Consider the following 17,491-nt stretch of genomic DNA (forward strand, 5'->3'; position numbering starts at 1 on the left):
ATGAATTTACACGAATATCAGGCAAAACAGCTGTTTGCTCGGTATGGCATGCCGGCACCAACCGGTTACGCCTGTACCACACCGCGTGAAGCAGAAGAAGCCGCATCCAAAATCGGCTCCGGCCCGTGGGTGGTAAAATGTCAGGTTCATGCTGGCGGTCGCGGTAAAGCTGGCGGCGTTAAAGTGGTTAACAGCAAGGAAGACATCCGTGCTTTCGCTGAAGCCTGGCTGGGCAAGCGTCTGGTGACCTACCAGACTGACGCGCTGGGCCAACCGGTTCACCAGATCCTGGTAGAAGCGGCGACCGACATTGATAAAGAACTGTATCTGGGCGCGGTAGTTGACCGTGCAAGCCGTCGCGTGGTGTTCATGGCATCCACCGAGGGTGGTGTTGAGATCGAGAAAGTTGCGGAAGAAACCCCGGAACTGATCCACAAAATGACCATCGATCCACTGGCAGGCCCACAGCCTTACCAGGGCCGTGAGCTGGCCTTCAAACTGGGTCTGACCGGCAAGCAGGTTGGCCAGTTCGCCAAAATCTTCATGGGCCTGGCGACCTTGTTCCTGGAACGTGACCTGGCAATGGTTGAGATCAACCCGCTGGTGGTGACCAAGCAGGGCGATCTGATCTGTCTGGACGGCAAACTGGGCGCTGACGGCAACGCCCTGTTCCGCCAGCCTGAGCTGCGTGAAATGCGTGACCTTTCTCAGGAAGATGAGCGTGAATCTCGTGCGGCACAGTGGGAGCTGAACTACGTTGCTCTCGACGGCAACATCGGTTGCATGGTTAACGGCGCAGGCCTGGCGATGGGTACCATGGACATCGTTAAACTGCACGGCGGCGAGCCAGCCAACTTCCTCGATGTGGGCGGTGGTGCAACCAAAGAGCGCGTGACCGAAGCCTTCAAAATCATCCTGTCTGACGACAAGGTGAAAGCGGTTCTGGTTAACATTTTCGGTGGTATCGTGCGTTGCGACCTGATCGCTGACGGTATCATTGGCGCAGTAGCCGAAGTGGGCGTTAACGTCCCGGTGGTGGTGCGTCTGGAAGGGAATAACGCCGAGCTGGGCGCCAAGAAACTGGCGGACAGCGGTCTGAATATCATTGCTGCGACCAGCCTGACTGATGCGGCTCAGCAAGTTGTTGCGGCAGTGGGGAGCAAATAATGTCCATTTTAATCGATAAGAACACCAAAGTAATTTGTCAGGGTTTCACCGGTAGCCAGGGGACTTTCCACTCCGAGCAAGCCATCGCTTACGGCACCAAAATGGTCGGTGGCGTAACGCCGGGCAAAGGCGGTACTGAGCACCTGGGCCTGCCCGTGTTCAACACCGTGCGTGAAGCGGTAGAAGCGACTGGCGCAACCGCGTCCGTCATCTACGTACCGGCACCGTTCTGCAAAGACTCCATCCTGGAAGCTATCGATGCAGGCATCAAACTGATCATCACCATCACCGAAGGTATCCCTACACTGGATATGCTGACCGTGAAAGTGAAGCTGGATGAAGCTGGCGTGCGCATGATTGGCCCGAACTGCCCAGGTGTTATCACCCCGGGCGAGTGCAAAATCGGCATCATGCCTGGCCACATCCACCTGCCGGGCAAAGTGGGTATCGTTTCCCGCTCTGGTACCCTGACCTACGAAGCGGTGAAACAAACCACCGATACCGGTCTGGGCCAGTCTACCTGTGTGGGCATTGGCGGCGACCCGATCCCGGGCTCCAACTTTATCGATATCCTGAAGCTGTTCCAGGAAGATCCGCAGACCGAAGCGATCGTGATGATTGGTGAGATCGGCGGTAGCGCGGAAGAAGAAGCCGCGGCCTACATCAAAGAACACGTGACCAAGCCAGTAGTTGGCTATATCGCGGGTGTTACCGCGCCTAAAGGCAAACGTATGGGCCATGCTGGCGCCATCATTGCCGGCGGCAAAGGCACTGCAGACGAGAAGTTTGCGGCGCTGGAAGCGGCAGGGGTTAAAACCGTACGCAGCCTGGCTGACATCGGCGAGGCAGTAAAAGCGGTTCTGAATCGCTAATTTATTACCGGCAGTAACCCTTTTAGAAGCAGGGCCAGGCAATTTGTCTGGCCCTGTTTTTTTTTGCCTGCGAAATACCACTTCTTATACATATCGATATTCTGAATGAATTAACCGGGTTATTCCTGACGACAGGCCAAACCTATTCACACGGAGCGATATAGGGCCGTGAATAATATCAATAAACAAGGCAATTTCAGGGGGGAATAATAAAGGGAGGATTAAGGGAAAAAATGTAACACTTTGGGCCAAACTGGAACATATCCTAAATTACGCTGTAAAAAGGTGTCAATACGAGAAAGAGAAAATTCCTAAAAATTATTTTTATTGTTTTTATTCAATGAATTAAAAGTTTGTTAAGCGCCGGGCACCTATTTTTCAACTCATGGTTTTCTTATATCCATCAGCCTTCCTTCTTATTCATTAAATCCCCGCACTGATTTTTAAGCAGTGATAAGTTCTTAAATCGTATTTTCTTCCTAAATTCTTAGGGTGATAAACCTGCCTTTCGTTTTTTGTCAGCATAATTCACTTAATGCAACAGTTTGGCCCAAAATGTTGCGTTTTTACCGTGTTACCACGGCGCTGTACAACCACCGGCCAGGCGTAAATGGATGAACATAAATCAACGTGTGATTGGAACCTATGCGACGCCGTCGCATAACCATAAAAGGAAAAGTTAGATGAAAATTAAGCAGTTGGTCACTTTGATGATGGGCCTGGGATTGGCCATGGGTACGGTCTCTGTTGCACAGGCGGGTACTATCTCCTTCAAAGGCTCGATTATTGATGCGCCTTGCTCTATCACCCCGGAAACGGCGGACCAAACCGTCAATCTGGGCCAAATCTCCAATGTCGCGCTGAAAAGCCAGGGTAAATCCACCCCGAAAAACTTCGATATCAAACTGGAAAATTGCGATGTCACTACGTTGAAAAACGTCACCGCTACTTTTACCGGTGCCGCTTCCGCCGGTAACGCCGATCTGCTCGGCATCACCGGCACCGCCAAAGGTGCCAGCATCGCCATTACCGATGGCTCCAGCCGCGTGATCAAACTGGGTGACGCCACCCAGGCGCAAAAAATCCAGAAGGGTGCCAACACGCTGGCGTTCGCCGCCTACCTGCAGGGCGATCCTGATGTCCCTGTCGCCGGTGGTACTGCGACCCCGGCGGTGATTGTCCCGGGTGAATTCAGCTCTATCGTTGATTTCACCCTGGCCTACCAATAACCCCTCGCCGCCTTTGCGGCTACCCCACATGCGGGGCTTGCCCCGCATGTTTCCTGACAACGGATTGTCATGGCTTAAGGAGCTGGGAGATGGCTCGTCCTCTTTTTTATCTGATGCTACTGGCCATGTATGCCGGAGTGCCTGCCGCTCAGGCCGCACCGACCGCCTCCGCCGGGCACGGCAGCGTCAGCATGACCGGCGCAATTATCGATACCGCCTGTGCCATTGATATCGGCAGTCGGGCACAGGCGATACTGCTACCTACGTTGCCGGTGGGCCAACTGATACGTGAAGGGCAGGGGCCGACTCACCCGTTTGCTATTCGTCTGGTGAACTGCACGCTGTCGCGCCCCGATCCCCGTTTGCCAGACTGGCAAACCTTCCAGGTGACCTTTGACGGCCCGGCAGACGGCGCAAGATTCCGCATTTCCGGGGCTGCCCATGGCCTGGCATTGCAAATTGCCGATGGCAATGGCCGGGTTGCGTTGCCTGGCGTCGCCCTACCGCTACAGGCGGTCAAACCCGGCACCCTGGTGCTGCCTTACACCTTGCGGCTGGTGGGTAACGCCCAGCGTCTGCAACCGGGAGACTACCGCGCCGCAGTACGTTTTAAGTTGGATTACTACTGACGGGTCAGATTGGCCCGCATAGGTGAATGAACGCATGAGGCGTTCAGGTTTGCGCCGGTGCAGATTGACCGGCAATGGAAAAAGGATTTTGGGTTATGGCTGGTAAAGATTCAGGTTATCGCATGACTCCCCTGTCGAAGTTGGGGGTCGCTATTGCCCTTGCGCTGGGGGCGTCGGTCTCTCTGGCGTTGGCGGCGGACGACATTGTGTTTAACACCGATGTGCTGGACGTGAAAGATCGCGCCAATATCGATCTCAGCCAGTTTGCCCGCAGTGGTTTCATCATGCCGGGCCGCTACACCCTGACGGTGCATATCAACCAGCAGGAACTGCCGGAACAGTCGGTGGTCTTTTCCGCCCCGCCGGACGATCCCAAAGGCAGCGTGGCCTGCCTGTCACCGGCATTGGTGAAGCAGCTCGGCCTGAAAGACGCAGTGCTGAGTGGGCTGCGCTGGCGTGATGACTGCCTGGATTTCAGCAGCCTGAAGGGCATGACGGTCCGCGGTGAACTGGGTACCTCGTCACTCTATCTCTCCATTCCGCAAGCCTATCTGGAGTACAGCGACGACAGTTGGGATCCCCCTTCGCGTTGGGACGAAGGCATCCCCGGGGTGCTGCTGGACTATAACTTCAATGGTCAGGTCAACCGCCAACAGAGCCGCGGCACCGATTCTACCCTGAGCGGCAACGGTACCGCCGGGGGCAACCTGGGGGCTTGGCGGCTGCGTGCCGACTGGCAGGCGCAGGCCAGCTCTTCCACGGCGAAGAATAGTCAGCACGAACAGCGGTTGGACTGGAGCCGTTATTACGCCTACCGGGCGTTGCCGGCGCTGCGCGCCAAATTGACGCTGGGTGAGGACTACCTGAATTCGACGATTTTCGACAGCGTGCGTTTTACCGGCGTCAGTCTGGTGTCGGACGATGCGATGTTGCCGCCGAATCTGCGCGGTTACGCGCCGGAAGTAGTCGGGGTGGCGAAAACCAATGCCCGGGTGGTGGTCAGCCAACTGGGGCGTGTGCTGTATGAAACCCAGGTGGCTGCCGGGCCGTTCCGTATTCAGGATTTGAATGATGCGGTCAGTGGCACCCTGGATGTACGGGTGGAAGAACAGGACGGTTCGGTACAGCAATTTAGCCTGAATACCGCCAGCATTCCTTACCTGAGTCGCCCCGGCTCGCTGCGCTACAAGCTGGCGCTGGGGCAACCGTCGGAGGTGGAGCATCGCCGTGATGGGCCGGCGTTTGCCACCGGGGAATTTTCCTGGGGGGTCAGCAACGGTTGGTCACTGTACGGCGGCGGTATTGGTGGGCGTGAGTATAACGCGTTGTCGCTGGGCATGGGGCGTGACCTGATGGCCTTTGGCGCACTGTCGTTCGACATTACCGGCTCGCGGGCCGTATTGTCGCAACAGCAGGGCGGCACTCTGAGCGGCAGTTCATATCGCCTGAGCTACGCCAAAAACTTTGAAGAATACGACAGCCAGGTGACCTTCGCCGCCTACCGCTTCTCGGAACGCGATTACATGACCATGGCGGATTATCTGGTCAGCCGTTTGTACGGCGCCCGTCAATACGGCAGCAAAGAGATGTACACCGTGGTGTTCAACAAACAATTCCGCGAGTTGGGGCTGAGCGTCTACCTGAACTACAACCACCAAAGCTATTGGGAGCGCCCGGCCAACGATCGTTACAGCCTGGCGTTGTCGCGCTATTTCGACGTCGGCCAGATTAAAAACGTCAGCCTGTCGCTGTCGGCCTACCGCAATCAGTACAACCAGACCACTGACAACGGCCTGTCGCTGTCACTGTCATTGCCATGGGGGGAGCGTGGCACCGTCAGTTATAACGCCGCCGTTAACCGTGACAACAACAGCCAGGATCTGGGTTATTACGATCGGCTCGATGATCACAACAGTTACCAGATGCGTCTGGGCGCGGCACGGCGCGGCGCCACCGCCAGCGGCTACTTTACCCATACCGGCGATAACGCCGAACTGAGCAGCAATATCAGCTACCAGGCCGACCGCTATACCTCGCTGGGTATGACGGCACGTGGGGGTATGACCGCCACGCTGCAGGGGGCGGCGCTGCACCGGATGAACATGCCCGGCGGCACTCGTCTGATGCTCGACACCCAGGGCGTATCGGATGTGCCGGTCCGCGGCCAGGGGCCGACCACCCGTACCAATGCCTGGGGCAAGGCGGTGGTGCCGGACGTTAACAGTTACTACCGCAACCGCGCCAGTATCGATTTGCAGCAACTGGGCGACAACGTGGAGGCGTCTCGCTCGGTGGCACAGGCCACCCTGACCGAAGGGGCTATCGGCTATCGGCGCTTTGAGGTGGTGGCCGGTGAAAAAGCCATGGCGGTGGTGCGTCTGGCGGACGGCTCGACGCCGCCGTTTGGCGCGACCGTGCTCAATGCCCGCAAGCAGGACACCGGCATCATCAGCGATGACGGCAGCGTCTATCTCAGCGGTATTCAACACGGCGACACCATGACCGTGCATTGGGACGGCGCGGCCCGCTGTGAAATTACGCTGCCGGAGCAACTGCCGGCGCTGGGCGAGTCGGCGCTGCTGTTGCCCTGTCGGGCGCTGAGCGTTGCCGACACTTCATCTTCTTCTTCATCCTAACCATGAGTGAGCTATGAACAAACACGTTAAACACAGGGCTTTTATGGTCGCCACGCTGCTGGGGGCCTTGGTCAGCAGCCAGGCCGGCGCCGCCATTTCGCTGGATCGCACCCGGGTGATCGTTAACGCTGGCGACAAATCGGTCAGTCTGAACGTTAAAAACCAAAACACCCAGTTGCCCTATCTGGCGCAAGGGTGGATCGAGGATGCGCAGGGCAACAAAATCAGCAGCCCGCTGGCGGTACTGCCGCCGGTACAGCGGGTAGAGCCGGGTAAAGAGAGCCAGGTCAAGGTGCAGGTGCTGCCTGCCGCCCAGTTGTTGGCGCAGGATCGCGAGACGCTGTACTACTTCAATCTGCGCGAGATCCCACCGCGCAGCAACAAACCCAATACGCTGCAAATTGCGTTGCAAACGCGCATCAAGCTGTTTTACCGCCCGCAGGGCATCGTGGCGGACAAGGCGGCGTTGGCTAACCCGTGGCAGGAAAAACTGACGCTAACCCGCCAGGGGGATCGCTATCAGGTCAATAACCCGACGCCGTATTACATCACGCTGGTGGACGCCGGCAGTAGCGTAAAAGGCAGCGGCGTGGCCGGGTTTGAGCCGCTGATGGTGCCGCCGAAGGGGCAGGCAATGCTGACGGCCGGCGCCGGCGCGTTGGGGGCCACCCCGGTGCTGACCTATATCAATGATTACGGCGGCCGCCCGCAGCTGGTGTTCCGCTGTAACGGCAGCGCGTGCCAGGTGGCATCGACCCACTCAGGCGTCTAAGACAGGCCATCGGGCAGGGAGGCAGGATGAAAATAAGCAGAAGCGTCGTGGCGCTGGCGGGGCTGTTATCCGCCCCGCTGTGGGCGGCGGATGACAACTGGCAGGTGCCGAATAACTGGCAGGTTGAGGGGGCTAACGGCGTGCTGAATATCAGCGGCGTGCTGAGCGAGGGGGCCTGCCGGCTGGCGATGGACTCTGCCGATCAAACGGTAACCCTGGGGGTGACCCCGCTGGCGCAACTGGCGCAGGTGGGGGCGCGTGCCGCGGCAACGGCGGTGACGTTGCGGCTGCGTGACTGCCTGCGTGGCAGCGGGGCCAGCCGCGATGAGCGCACCGGCAACCTGAGCTGGGGCCGACAACAGCCGGTGATGACCATGAGCTTTCTGGCACCGGCCGATGCGGACAATCCGCAACTGGTTAAGGTGCAGGGTGTCAGCGGCATCGGGCTGCGGCTGGTGGACAGCCAACAGCGAGATGTGCGCCTGGGCAGCCGGGGCACGCCGCAGTTTGTCAGCCCGGGCGATGAGGTGCTGGTGTGGTATGTGGCCGCAGAACGCACCCGCGCGCCGTTGCAGGCCGGTGCCTATCGCGCCACGGTGAATTTCCGCCTGAGCTATGAATGAGGGCCGCCATGAGAAGGATAAAAACGGTAGCCACACTGCTGCTGCTGCTGACCGCACAGCCGGGCTGGGCCAATGAGCCGATCACCGTCAAAGGGGTGATCCAGACCATGAGCTGTGTGATCAACGGTGGTAAAGAGATCGACGTCGATTTTGGCAGCACCCTGAAAACCACGCTGATCAACGGCAGCCAGTACAAAACCAAAGTGGCCTATACCGTCAGTTGCAGCGGCAACAGCAGCAATGCGCTGAAAATGCAGATTAAAGGCACCGCCGCCGGGTTTGACGGCACGGCATTGGCCACCGATAAAACCGACCTGGGGCTTGCGTTGATTAAGGGGGGCAAAAAACAGGCGATTAACGGCTGGTTCAACTTTACCTACCCAACGCTGCCAGTGCTGGAGATGGTGCCGGTGAAAAAGGCCGGCGCTACGCTGGCCACCGGAGATTTTAACGCAACCGCCACCTTGATGGTGGATGTGCAATAACGGGAAAACCGATGAAAACATGGACTGTGATGTTGGTGGTGGTGCTGATGTTTTGGCTGGTGGCCGGTGCGGCGCTGGCCGCCAATATGAAAATGCACGGCACGCTGGTGGAGCCGCCGGCCTGTGCCGTCAGCGGCGGAAAAGAGATCGACATCGATTTTGGTAGCGCAGTGGGGGTTAACAAGGTCGACGGCACCAACTACCTGCAAACCATCAGCTACCAGGTGACCTGCCTGCCGGGGGCGGGGAGCTGGGGCCTGGGGCTGACCGTGACAGGTACCGTCAGCGGGTTCGATACCGCCGCGCTGCAGACTGACGTCACCGATCTGGGTATCCGGATGCTGCAAGGAAGTAAGGCCTGGCCGATCAATCAACGGCTGACGGGGGTGGATATCAATAAGCTGCCAATATTGCAGGCGGTGCCGGTGAAAAAACCGGGGGTGAAGCTGAAGGAGGGGGCGTTCAACGCCACCGCGACGCTGCTGGCGGACTATCAATAAGGGGGGCGTGATGAGCAAGCGAAGGAGGGTGCTGGCTGGGCTGTTGGCCTGCGGGCTGGCCAGTGGCGTGCAGGCGGCGACCGACATGAAGCTCCATGGCACGCTGGTGGCGGAGCCCTGCGTGGTGGCCGCCGGTGACGATCAGGTGCTGTTGGATTTTGGCGAACTGACCAACAAAGACCTGTACAGCACGGGCAGAACCAAAGGCAAGGCTTTCCAGCTGCGGCTGACCGGTTGCGACCCGGCGATCGCCAAAGATGCGCGCGTCACCTTTAGCGGCACCGAGAGCAGCAAGCTGCCGGGGTTGCTGGCGCTGGACGGTACCAGCCTGGCGGGCGGGGTGGCGATTGGGCTGGAAACCCCGGCGGGCGTGGCGCTGGCGTTGGACAAGGCCAGCGAAAAGTACCCGATCAAGGCCGGCAGTACGGTGATTGACCTGCAGGCCTATGTGCGTGCAGAGCCGCAGGCGATAACCGATAAAAGCCTGACGCTGGGCAGCTTTAGCACCGCCGCCACCTTTACGCTGGATTATCCGTAGCGGCGTGGCTTTTTATAAACCTTGGATTGGATATTAACGATGAAACTCCCATTATTCTGGATGATAGGATTCATTATGTTGTTGGTTGGTTATACGAGCAACGTGTTGGCGACGCCTTATGTCACAGTAGATAAAAATTACAGCAAATGGACCCCCCCGGGACCAGGCGGGGTTGGAGGAAGGACGGATTATAAAATTGAGGGGCGTTGGGAATGGAAAGAGCAAACTGGCGATGTGTCAATCTGTAATGATTCTTCGTGGTGTGATTTGATGTTATGTAATGATGTCAATTGGCTTTGTAATTCGATTCAAGGGTTTCCAGCATTAATTCGCGTAAATCCGGGGGCTACGGCAATTCAGGCTCAGGCTGCATGGGCTGCCTATTACGGTACTTCTGGTTCTTGGAGCATTGACACAACTAGGGGAATGGCCGTTCAGCCTGCTTGTTATGGGATTATGATTCGCCCGGCCAATAATTATCGTTTACTTCGGTTTATTTCCGGATCTAGTTGTGCTTATCCGCCACCAGTGAACCTAAGTTGTACCACCAGTGGTAAAGTCACCATTGATTATGGCACCTTGGATGGCAGTAAGCTTAACGGTACCACTGCCAGTACCACTCTCTCTATTACCTGCAATCAGGCGGCTACCGCTACAGTAAAAATGAATGACAGCGTGATCGATCTGGGGCGTAAAGGTGACTTAACCGCCGCCATCAGTATCGGTGGCAAAGACCTGGCCACCGGCAGCGATGTGGCGGTAAAAAACGGCACCGTCACCACCATCATTACTTCCACCCTAAAAGCCAAAGGTACCCCTGCCGCTGGGCCGTTTGAAGGCAGTGGCGTGCTGATCATCGGTTATTACTAACCCAACCCGGACGACAATCATGGAACGATTGATCCTGACCCTAAATTGCCCCGACGCTTTTTATGCCGCCGGGGTGCGGCTGGCGCTAAGCGAACATCTGGCGGCACAGGGCATCAGCCTGCAAACGGCGGCCGAGGCCACGAAAAAACCCTATATCACCCATCTGGTGCTGCTGGCACCCGGCATTGCTGCGCCCGTGGGGCAGCGCCCAGCGCTGCATGACGCTGAGCCTATCAGCCCACCTGATTGCCGCACCTTACTGTGGCTGGACCCGCATGAAACGGTGGCGTCATTGCTGGCGCGGGTGGATGCGCTGTTGCAACGGCGAACCCTGGCCTGGCGCTGCCCGGTGGCGGGCCTGCGTCGGCTCAGCCCGCAGGAACACCGGGTTTTGCGTTTGATCGGCCGGGGCTTGAGTTCGGTGGCGATTGCCCGCCAGTTGCATCTGCATGCCAAAACCGTGAGCGCCCACAAGCGCAACGCGATGAAAAAATTAAATATAACGCGCAACACGCAGTTGTTGCACTGGTTGCTAAATGGAGGAATCAAGTAATGAATGGGATGTGGAACAGCGCGATCAAACAAGGGTTACGGGCGGGGAAAATTCTGGCGCTCGGGGCGCTGTTAAGCGGCTGCGTGGTGCCGCAGGGCAAAAACGGCCATAAACCAATCACGCCAACGACGGTGAAAAGCACCACCCAGACACCGGCGGCAACGCAAAGCGCCAGTGAGGCCGAACGTTTGGCCCAGTGCCAGCGGGAATTGGCGGCGCTGCAGGTCGCCAGCCCGGCGCGCTATCAACAACGCAAGGCGGAGTTTGATCGCTTGATGGCTGGCGCGGCGCAGTACGGTGGCATTCGTACCTCGGTGAATACCGAGACGCAGGATACGCTGGATTCGCTCTATCGCTATAAGGTCGGTCGCCTGTGCGCAGAGATTTCTCAGGATGTACTGAGCGGGTTAATGGACACCGGGGAGCAGGGTAAATGAAGCGGCGGCACCCGCTGAGCGCAGCGGTGCTGCTGGCTTTGCTGTACGGCAGCCTGCCGTCCGCTCAGGGGCAAGAAACCACCGCCACTCAGAGCGGTGGCATTCCGGCATTGTTGCAGTTTGCCGAACGTTATCAGGCTGCGCCGCCGCCGGTCAGCCCGCAGCAACGCGCCAGCGAAAAAAAGAAAAAGGCGGATGAAGAGCAGGCTCGCCAGGCGCAGACGCTCAGCCTTAAACAGCAACAGCAGCGCCTGCAGGAAAAAGAGGCCCAGTCGCAGCAACAGCAGACACAGCTCAGCCAATTACGTCAGCAGGTTGCGACGCTGCAGGCCGAGCAGCAACGGGCCGCCCAGGCAACACCGGATCTGACCCCGTTGCTGCAACTGACGCAAGGGTTGAGCCGGGCCTGGCATGGCACGCCGACGGAACTGCAATTTCAACAGCAGCAACAAGGGTTGCAACAGCAATACGACGCCCTGCTGGCACGCGTCGGGCCTCTGGCTCAGCCGCTGGAACTGAACAGCCCGCAGGCCAGTCAATCCTATGCGGCTGGCGTAGCGTTGGGGAAAGATATCTTGCTGCTGCAGGCGGAGCGCCAGAACTGGGGCGCCAACACCGACAAAACCCAGGTGCTGGCGGGGGTGGTGGACGCCTTCAGCGGCGATTATCAGTTGTCGCAAACGGCGCTGGAACAGGCGTTGCAGGCCTCGGAGCAGCAGGTTAATCAGGCGCGGCAGCGCACCGTCAAGACGCAGGCCCAGCGTGGGCAGCAGTTTATGGCGGCGTTCCGGCAGCAAAAAGGCGCGGTTCAGGCGGAATCCGGCTTTTGGTACCGTATTGAAGCCGCCGGTAGCGGCCCAATCGCGCCGGACGCGATAGTCACGGTGGTGGTGAAAGAAACGCTGACCGACGGCACGGTGATCCAGGACATGGAGGCTAGCGGTGCGCAGTTATCGCAGCCTCTGGCGGCCTATCCACCGCTGTTCCGCGAAGCCATCGACCTGCTGAAAAACCACGGCACCATCATGCTGGTGGTACCGCCGGAGATGGCCTATGGCGACAAGGGCTATGCGCCGAAGGTGCCGCCGGGTGCCACGATGATTTACACCCTGCGGGTGGCCGACGTCAGGGCTGCCAGTTAACACCCAGGCGGCGGATCGGCCCTGCGTGGCAGACGTATAAGATCGCCGCCTTCACCAATAAATTTTCTTTTTTATCGCCAACAATTATTAGCGTAAAAAAATAAGCTAAGCTTGTCCTGTAATCAGGTTAATAAAAGCTAACATTAGTCACACACCAACTTCGATTTAAATACAAACAACCATTAAATATCACATCTATTTAACACAAAAATCACCTAAAGAGACTACGAAACCATTGCGTAACATAACCACAAGATAATTATGAGAAATTGTGAGCTGAATCTGGAAATAAAATCCAGATAGGCTTAAATTGTTTCAGATCAAATTACGCCTGAATACCTCTTTGGGGGAAAATTTGACCTGTAACCCAAAGTCTAACCCACATCACGTAAAAACCTATTTATTGTGTGGGATTGGTCGAGTATCATCCATGCTGAATATGGATAGTTGATCTTGTTGCATTTGTTACCCGTTGTCGGTTTTCAGTGGTGTGTTTAGTGCACTGGCCAGTATGGCCCGCGTCGAATGCATGGTTGAAAGCGGAGAAGCTGGATCAAATTTTTGTTGTGTTTAAGGGCATTCACTGCGGGGCGTTACCGGTAGCTTCACCCGAGGTCATATCGATACCGCATGTCGGAGTCTTCCTGCGAGGAGCAAGGAGTCAAGATGTTTGATATTGTCGAACTGTCGCGCTTACAGTTTGCTTTAACGGCGATGTACCACTTCTTATTTGTCCCATTAACGCTGGGTATGGCGTTCTTGCTGGCAATTATGGAAACGGTATATGTACTGTCAGGCAAACAAATCTATAAAGATATGACCAAATTCTGGGGCAAGTTATTTGCAATTAACTTTGCTCTGGGTGTGGCCACCGGGTTGACCATGGAGTTCCAGTTCGGGACTAACTGGTCTTATTTCTCCCACTATGTCGGTGATATTTTCGGGGCCCCACTGGCCATCGAAGGTCTGATGGCGTTCTTCCTTGAATCGACGCTGGTCGGCCTGTTCTTCTTCGGCTGGGATCGTCTGGGCAAGGTGCAGCACATGGCCGTTACCTGGCTGGTGGCACTGGGCTCAAACTTCTCCGCGCTGTGGATCCTGGTCGCCAACGGTTGGATGCAGAACCCAATCGCCTCGGACTTTAACTTCGAAACCATGCGTATGGAGATGCTCAGCTTCTCCGAACTGGTGCTCAACCCTGTTGCGCAGGTGAAGTTTGTTCACACCGTGGCAGCCGGCTACACCTGTGGCGCGATGTTCGTTCTGGGTATCAGCTCTTACTACCTGTTGAAAGGCCGTGATCTGGCTTTCGCCAAACGCTCCTTCGCCATTGCCGCCAGCTTCGGTATGGCTGCCGTGCTGTCCGTTATCGTTCTGGGTGATGAATCCGGCTACGAAATGGGCGACGTGCAGAAAACCAAACTGGCTGCGATCGAAGCCGAGTGGGACACTCAACCGGCACCGGCTTCCTTTACCCTGTTCGGCATTCCGAACCAGGATAAAATGGAAAACTCCTACTCAATCCAAATCCCTTATGCGCTCGGCCTGATTGCCACCCGCTCAACAGATACCCAGGTCACCGGCCTGAAAGATCTGATGGCGCAGCATGAAGTGCGTATCCGCAACGGGATGAAAGCCTATGGGCTGCTGGAAGAACTGCGTAGCGGCAATACCGACCCGACGGTACGCACCGAGTTCAATAAAGCCAAGCAGGACCTGGGCTACGGCTTACTGCTGAAGCGTTATACCCAGAACGTCACCGACGCGACGGAAACGCAGATCCAGCAGGCCACCAAAGACTCGATCCCACGCGTAGCACCGCTGTACTTCGCCTTCCGTATCATGGTGGCCTGTGGCGTGCTGATGCTGTTGATCATCGGTCTGTCGTTCTGGAGCGTGATCCGCAACCGTGTCGGCCAGAGAAAATGGCTGCACCGCGCGGCGCTGTATGGCCTGCCGTTGCCATGGATCGCGATCGAAGCCGGTTGGTTTGTGGCTGAATACGGCCGTCAACCCTGGGCGATTGGTGAGGTGCTGCCGACTGCGGTTGCCAACTCTTCACTGACTGCGGGCGACATTCTGTTCTCGATGGGGCTGATTTGCGGCTTGTACACCCTGTTCCTGGTGGCTGAAATGTACCTGATGTTCAAATTTGCACGTCTGGGTCCAAGCAGCCTGAAAACTGGCCGCTACCACTTTGAACAACCGACTGCCGCCGTGCAGGAAGCGCGCTAAACAGGAGTCCACGTATGTTTGATTATGAAGTACTGCGATTTATCTGGTGGGTCCTGATTGGCGTACTGCTGATCGGCTTCGCCGTCACCGACGGTTTCGACATGGGGGTCGGCATCCTGGTGCGCATTATCGGTAAAACCGATACCGAGCGCCGGGTGATGATCAACTCCATCGCGCCGCACTGGGACGGTAACCAGGTGTGGTTGATCACCGCCGGTGGTGCGCTGTTCGCCGCCTGGCCGATGGTCTATGCGGCGGCGTTCTCCGGTTTTTATGTTGCCATGATCCTGGTGCTGTCAGCCTTGTTCTTCCGCCCGGTCGGTTTTGACTACCGCTCGAAGCTGGAGAGCAGCCGCTGGCGCAACATGTGGGACTGGGGCATTTTCATCGGCAGCTTCGTACCTGCGGTGGTATTCGGTGTGGCGTTCGGCAACCTGTTGCAGGGCGTACCGTTCCATATGGATGAATACATGCGCCTGTTCTACACCGGCAACTTCTTCCAACTGCTGAATCCGTTTGGCCTGTTGGCGGGCGTGGTCAGTCTGACCATGCTGGTAACCCAGGGGGCGACTTACCTGCAGATGCGTACCAGCGGTGAGATCCACCTGCGTGCTCGTGCTGCGGCGCAGATCTCCACGCTGGTGATGGCGGTGTTCTTCCTGTTGGGCGGTATCTGGCTGGTGAAAGGCATCGACGGTTATGTGATTACCTCGACGCTGAACACCATGGCGGAATCTAACCCGATGCGTAAAGAAGTGGCTCATCAGGCCGGTGCCTGGTTGATCAACTTCAACAAGTATCCGCTGCTGTGGGCACTGCCTGCACTGGGCGTGGTGCTGCCGCTGTTCACGGTGCTGTTCTCGCGCATGTCGAAAGACGCGCTGGCATTCGTGACCTCGTCGCTGACCATTGCCTGTGTGATCCTGACCGCCGGGGTGACCATGTTCCCGTTCGTGATGCCGTCAAGCACCGTGCCTAACATCAGCCTGACCATGTGGGATGCCACCTCCAGCCTGTTGACGCTGCAAGTGATGACCGTTGTCGCGGCGATCTTTGTGCCTATCGTTCTGGCGTACACCAGTTGGTCGTACTACAAAATGTTCGGCCGTCTCGATAAGAACTTCATCGAGAACAACAAGCATTCGCTGTATTAAGGATAGGGAGCTAAACCATGTGGTATTTTGCCTGGATTCTCGGAACGCTTCTTGCCTGTGCCTTCGGCATCATCACGGCGCTGGCGCTTGAGCACCACGAAGATTCAAAAGCACAGCAAGACGATAAGTGATGAGTTTGTCACTGACTGACAAGCTGTACGCTATCACTGACAAGGGCCCGGTCCGGGCCCTTTCACTGGTGCTGGCGTTGATTTTGGCGGGCTGTATTTTCTGGGATCCGACCCGCTTTGCGGCGAAGACCAGCTCGCTGGAGATATGGGAAGGTCTGCTGCTTATTTGGGCAGTGTGTGCCGGGGTGGTTCATGGCGTCGGGTTCCGACCGCAACGCACCCTGTGGCGAGCTTTTTTTGCGCCACTTCCGGCAATTGTGATCCTGGCCGCAGGATTACTTTACGTTTCTTTATAATCTCCGTTATATCCCCAAGTTATGGGCCATCGCGGCCCATAATTATTTTCGTTCCCCTGTTGTAACCCATTCCCAACCCGATCTGTCTTGCGTATAGTAGCACCGTTAAATCCATTGGCTTGGAAGTAGAGTGAGTAATACGTTGTTTCGATGGCCGGTTCGCGTTTACTACGAAGATACCGATGCCGGTGGGGTGGTCTATCACGCCCGCTATGTGGCTTTTTTTGAAAGAGCGCGCACCGAGATGCTGCGTCAACATAACTTTCATCAACAGCAGCTGCTCAGTGAAAATGTCGCTTTCGCTGTCCGGCGTATGACGGTGGATTACCTGGTTCCAGCTCGCCTTGACGATCTGCTGGAAGTACAGAGTGAAATCACCTCCATGCGCGGGGCTTCTCTTACGTTTGCTCAACGTATTGTCAATTCTGACGGAACTCTTTTGAGTCAGGCCGATGTGTTGATTGCATGCATTGATCCACACCAAATGAAGCCGATAGCGCTTCCTAAGTCTATTGTCGCGGAGTTTAAGCAGTGAATGAGATGAACATCCTAGATTTATTCTTGAAGGCCAGCCTGCTGGTTAAGCTTATCATGTTGATTTTGATATGCTTCTCAGTGGCTTCCTGGGCGATCATCATTCAGCGTACCCGCATCCTTAATGCGGCCACGCGTGACGCCGAGGCCTTTGAAGACAAATTCTGGTCTGGTATTGAGCTTTCCCGTTTGTATCAGGAAAGCCAGGCGCGCCGCGATAGCCTGACCGGCTCCGAACAAATTTTCCACTCTGGTTTCAAAGAGTTCGCTCGTTTGCACCGCGCTAACAACCATGCGCCTGAATCGGTGATCGAAGGCGCGTCGCGTGCTATGCGTATCTCGATGAACCGCGAGCTGGAAACGCTGGAAAACCACATTCCTTTCCTCGGCACCGTGGGTTCGATCAGTCCGTATATCGGTCTGTTCGGCACCGTGTGGGGGATTATGCACGCCTTTATCGCACTGGGTGCGGTGAAACAGGCCACGCTGCAAATGGTAGCACCGGGTATCGCCGAAGCACTGATCGCAACCGCCATCGGTCTGTTCGCCGCTATCCCGGCCGTTATGGCCTATAACCGCCTCAACCAGCGCGTCAACAAGCTTGAGCAGAATTACGACAACTTTATGGAAGAGTTCACCGCTATTCTGCATCGTCAGGCCTTCTCCAGCGACAGCAAATAAGTAGGAG

At 56.8% G+C, this 17,491-nt stretch carries 20 protein-coding genes; all 20 read left to right on the top strand.

Annotation, left to right across the window (positions count from 1 at the left end):
• The 20 genes from sucC to tolQ all read left to right on the top strand — a co-directional run bounded on the left by sucC (position 1) and on the right by tolQ (position 17,484).
• Complete coding sequence (gene sucC / locus NHG65_RS06190; RefSeq protein WP_012005704.1) at positions 1-1,167, top strand: ADP-forming succinate--CoA ligase subunit beta; 1,167 nt, start codon at positions 1-3, stop codon at positions 1,165-1,167.
• Positions 1,167-2,039 (top strand): succinate--CoA ligase subunit alpha, encoded by an 873-nt coding sequence (gene sucD, locus NHG65_RS06195; RefSeq protein WP_012005705.1) that lies wholly within the window; start codon positions 1,167-1,169, stop codon positions 2,037-2,039. Before sucC ends, sucD begins: the two co-directional genes overlap by 1 nt.
• A gap of 710 nt (positions 2,040-2,749) precedes the next feature.
• A complete protein-coding gene (locus tag NHG65_RS06200) occupies positions 2,750-3,268 on the top strand; it encodes a fimbrial protein (RefSeq protein ID WP_272931550.1) in 519 nt (172 codons plus the stop codon).
• Positions 3,269-3,357: 89 nt separating this feature from the next.
• Positions 3,358-3,897 carry a fimbrial protein gene (locus NHG65_RS06205; RefSeq protein ID WP_237520837.1) on the top strand — a complete coding sequence of 180 codons (540 nt, stop codon included), beginning with the start codon at positions 3,358-3,360 and terminating at the stop codon, positions 3,895-3,897.
• 95 nt (positions 3,898-3,992) lie between these two features.
• Positions 3,993-6,533 carry an outer membrane usher protein gene (locus tag NHG65_RS06210; RefSeq protein WP_499183046.1) on the top strand — a complete coding sequence of 847 codons (2,541 nt, stop codon included), beginning with the start codon at positions 3,993-3,995 and terminating at the stop codon, positions 6,531-6,533.
• Positions 6,534-6,546: 13 nt separating this feature from the next.
• The gene (locus NHG65_RS06215; protein ID WP_219015611.1) at positions 6,547-7,305 is read left to right on the top strand and encodes a fimbria/pilus periplasmic chaperone; all 759 of its coding nucleotides are present in this window, start codon (positions 6,547-6,549) and stop codon (positions 7,303-7,305) included.
• A 26-nt stretch (positions 7,306-7,331) separates the two neighbouring features.
• Positions 7,332-7,928 carry a fimbrial protein gene (locus NHG65_RS06220; RefSeq protein ID WP_275881030.1) on the top strand — a complete coding sequence of 199 codons (597 nt, stop codon included), beginning with the start codon at positions 7,332-7,334 and terminating at the stop codon, positions 7,926-7,928.
• Between the two features lie 8 nt (positions 7,929-7,936).
• Positions 7,937-8,413, top strand: coding sequence for a fimbrial protein (locus NHG65_RS06225; RefSeq protein ID WP_499183047.1), 477 nt, complete (start codon positions 7,937-7,939; stop codon positions 8,411-8,413).
• An 11-nt stretch (positions 8,414-8,424) separates the two neighbouring features.
• A complete protein-coding gene (locus NHG65_RS06230) occupies positions 8,425-8,913 on the top strand; it encodes a fimbrial protein (RefSeq protein ID WP_499183048.1) in 489 nt (162 codons plus the stop codon).
• A gap of 10 nt (positions 8,914-8,923) precedes the next feature.
• Entirely contained in the window at positions 8,924-9,451 is a 528-nt protein-coding gene (locus tag NHG65_RS06235; RefSeq protein ID WP_499183049.1) for a fimbrial protein, read from the top strand.
• 39 nt (positions 9,452-9,490) lie between these two features.
• On the top strand, positions 9,491-10,321 hold the full coding sequence (locus NHG65_RS06240) for an MrpH family fimbial adhesin (RefSeq protein WP_499183050.1): 831 nt from the start codon (positions 9,491-9,493) through the stop codon (positions 10,319-10,321).
• 19 nt (positions 10,322-10,340) lie between these two features.
• Positions 10,341-10,874, top strand: coding sequence for a helix-turn-helix transcriptional regulator (locus NHG65_RS06245; protein ID WP_499183051.1), 534 nt, complete (start codon positions 10,341-10,343; stop codon positions 10,872-10,874).
• Positions 10,874-11,311: a YuaE family lipoprotein gene (locus NHG65_RS06250; RefSeq protein WP_261427285.1), complete on the top strand. Its 438-nt coding sequence runs from the start codon at positions 10,874-10,876 to the stop codon at positions 11,309-11,311. Before NHG65_RS06245 ends, NHG65_RS06250 begins: the two co-directional genes overlap by 1 nt.
• On the top strand, positions 11,308-12,453 hold the full coding sequence (locus NHG65_RS06255; protein ID WP_499183052.1) for an FKBP-type peptidyl-prolyl cis-trans isomerase N-terminal domain-containing protein: 1,146 nt from the start codon (positions 11,308-11,310) through the stop codon (positions 12,451-12,453). The genes NHG65_RS06250 and NHG65_RS06255 overlap by 4 nt, the downstream gene beginning before the upstream one ends.
• A 666-nt stretch (positions 12,454-13,119) precedes the next feature.
• Entirely contained in the window at positions 13,120-14,688 is a 1,569-nt protein-coding gene (gene cydA, locus NHG65_RS06260) for a cytochrome ubiquinol oxidase subunit I (protein ID WP_099065143.1), read from the top strand.
• Positions 14,689-14,702: 14 nt separating this feature from the next.
• Positions 14,703-15,842, top strand: a complete 1,140-nt coding sequence (cydB, locus tag NHG65_RS06265; RefSeq protein WP_085115627.1) for a cytochrome d ubiquinol oxidase subunit II — start codon at positions 14,703-14,705, stop codon at positions 15,840-15,842.
• 17 nt (positions 15,843-15,859) lie between these two features.
• Positions 15,860-15,973 (top strand): cytochrome bd-I oxidase subunit CydX, encoded by a 114-nt coding sequence (gene cydX / locus NHG65_RS06270; RefSeq protein WP_012005708.1) that lies wholly within the window; start codon positions 15,860-15,862, stop codon positions 15,971-15,973.
• Positions 15,973-16,269 carry a cyd operon protein YbgE gene (gene ybgE, locus NHG65_RS06275; RefSeq protein ID WP_012005709.1) on the top strand — a complete coding sequence of 99 codons (297 nt, stop codon included), beginning with the start codon at positions 15,973-15,975 and terminating at the stop codon, positions 16,267-16,269. Before cydX ends, ybgE begins: the two co-directional genes overlap by 1 nt.
• 130 nt (positions 16,270-16,399) lie before the next feature.
• Positions 16,400-16,804: a tol-pal system-associated acyl-CoA thioesterase gene (gene ybgC, locus NHG65_RS06280; RefSeq protein ID WP_085115628.1), complete on the top strand. Its 405-nt coding sequence runs from the start codon at positions 16,400-16,402 to the stop codon at positions 16,802-16,804.
• On the top strand, positions 16,801-17,484 hold the full coding sequence (gene tolQ, locus NHG65_RS06285) for a Tol-Pal system protein TolQ (protein ID WP_006324117.1): 684 nt from the start codon (positions 16,801-16,803) through the stop codon (positions 17,482-17,484). Before ybgC ends, tolQ begins: the two co-directional genes overlap by 4 nt.
• Positions 17,485-17,491: the final 7 nt, after the last annotated feature.

The organism is Serratia myotis (assembly GCF_027474885.1).
Classification (GTDB): Bacteria; Pseudomonadota; Gammaproteobacteria; order Enterobacterales; family Enterobacteriaceae; genus Serratia; species Serratia proteamaculans.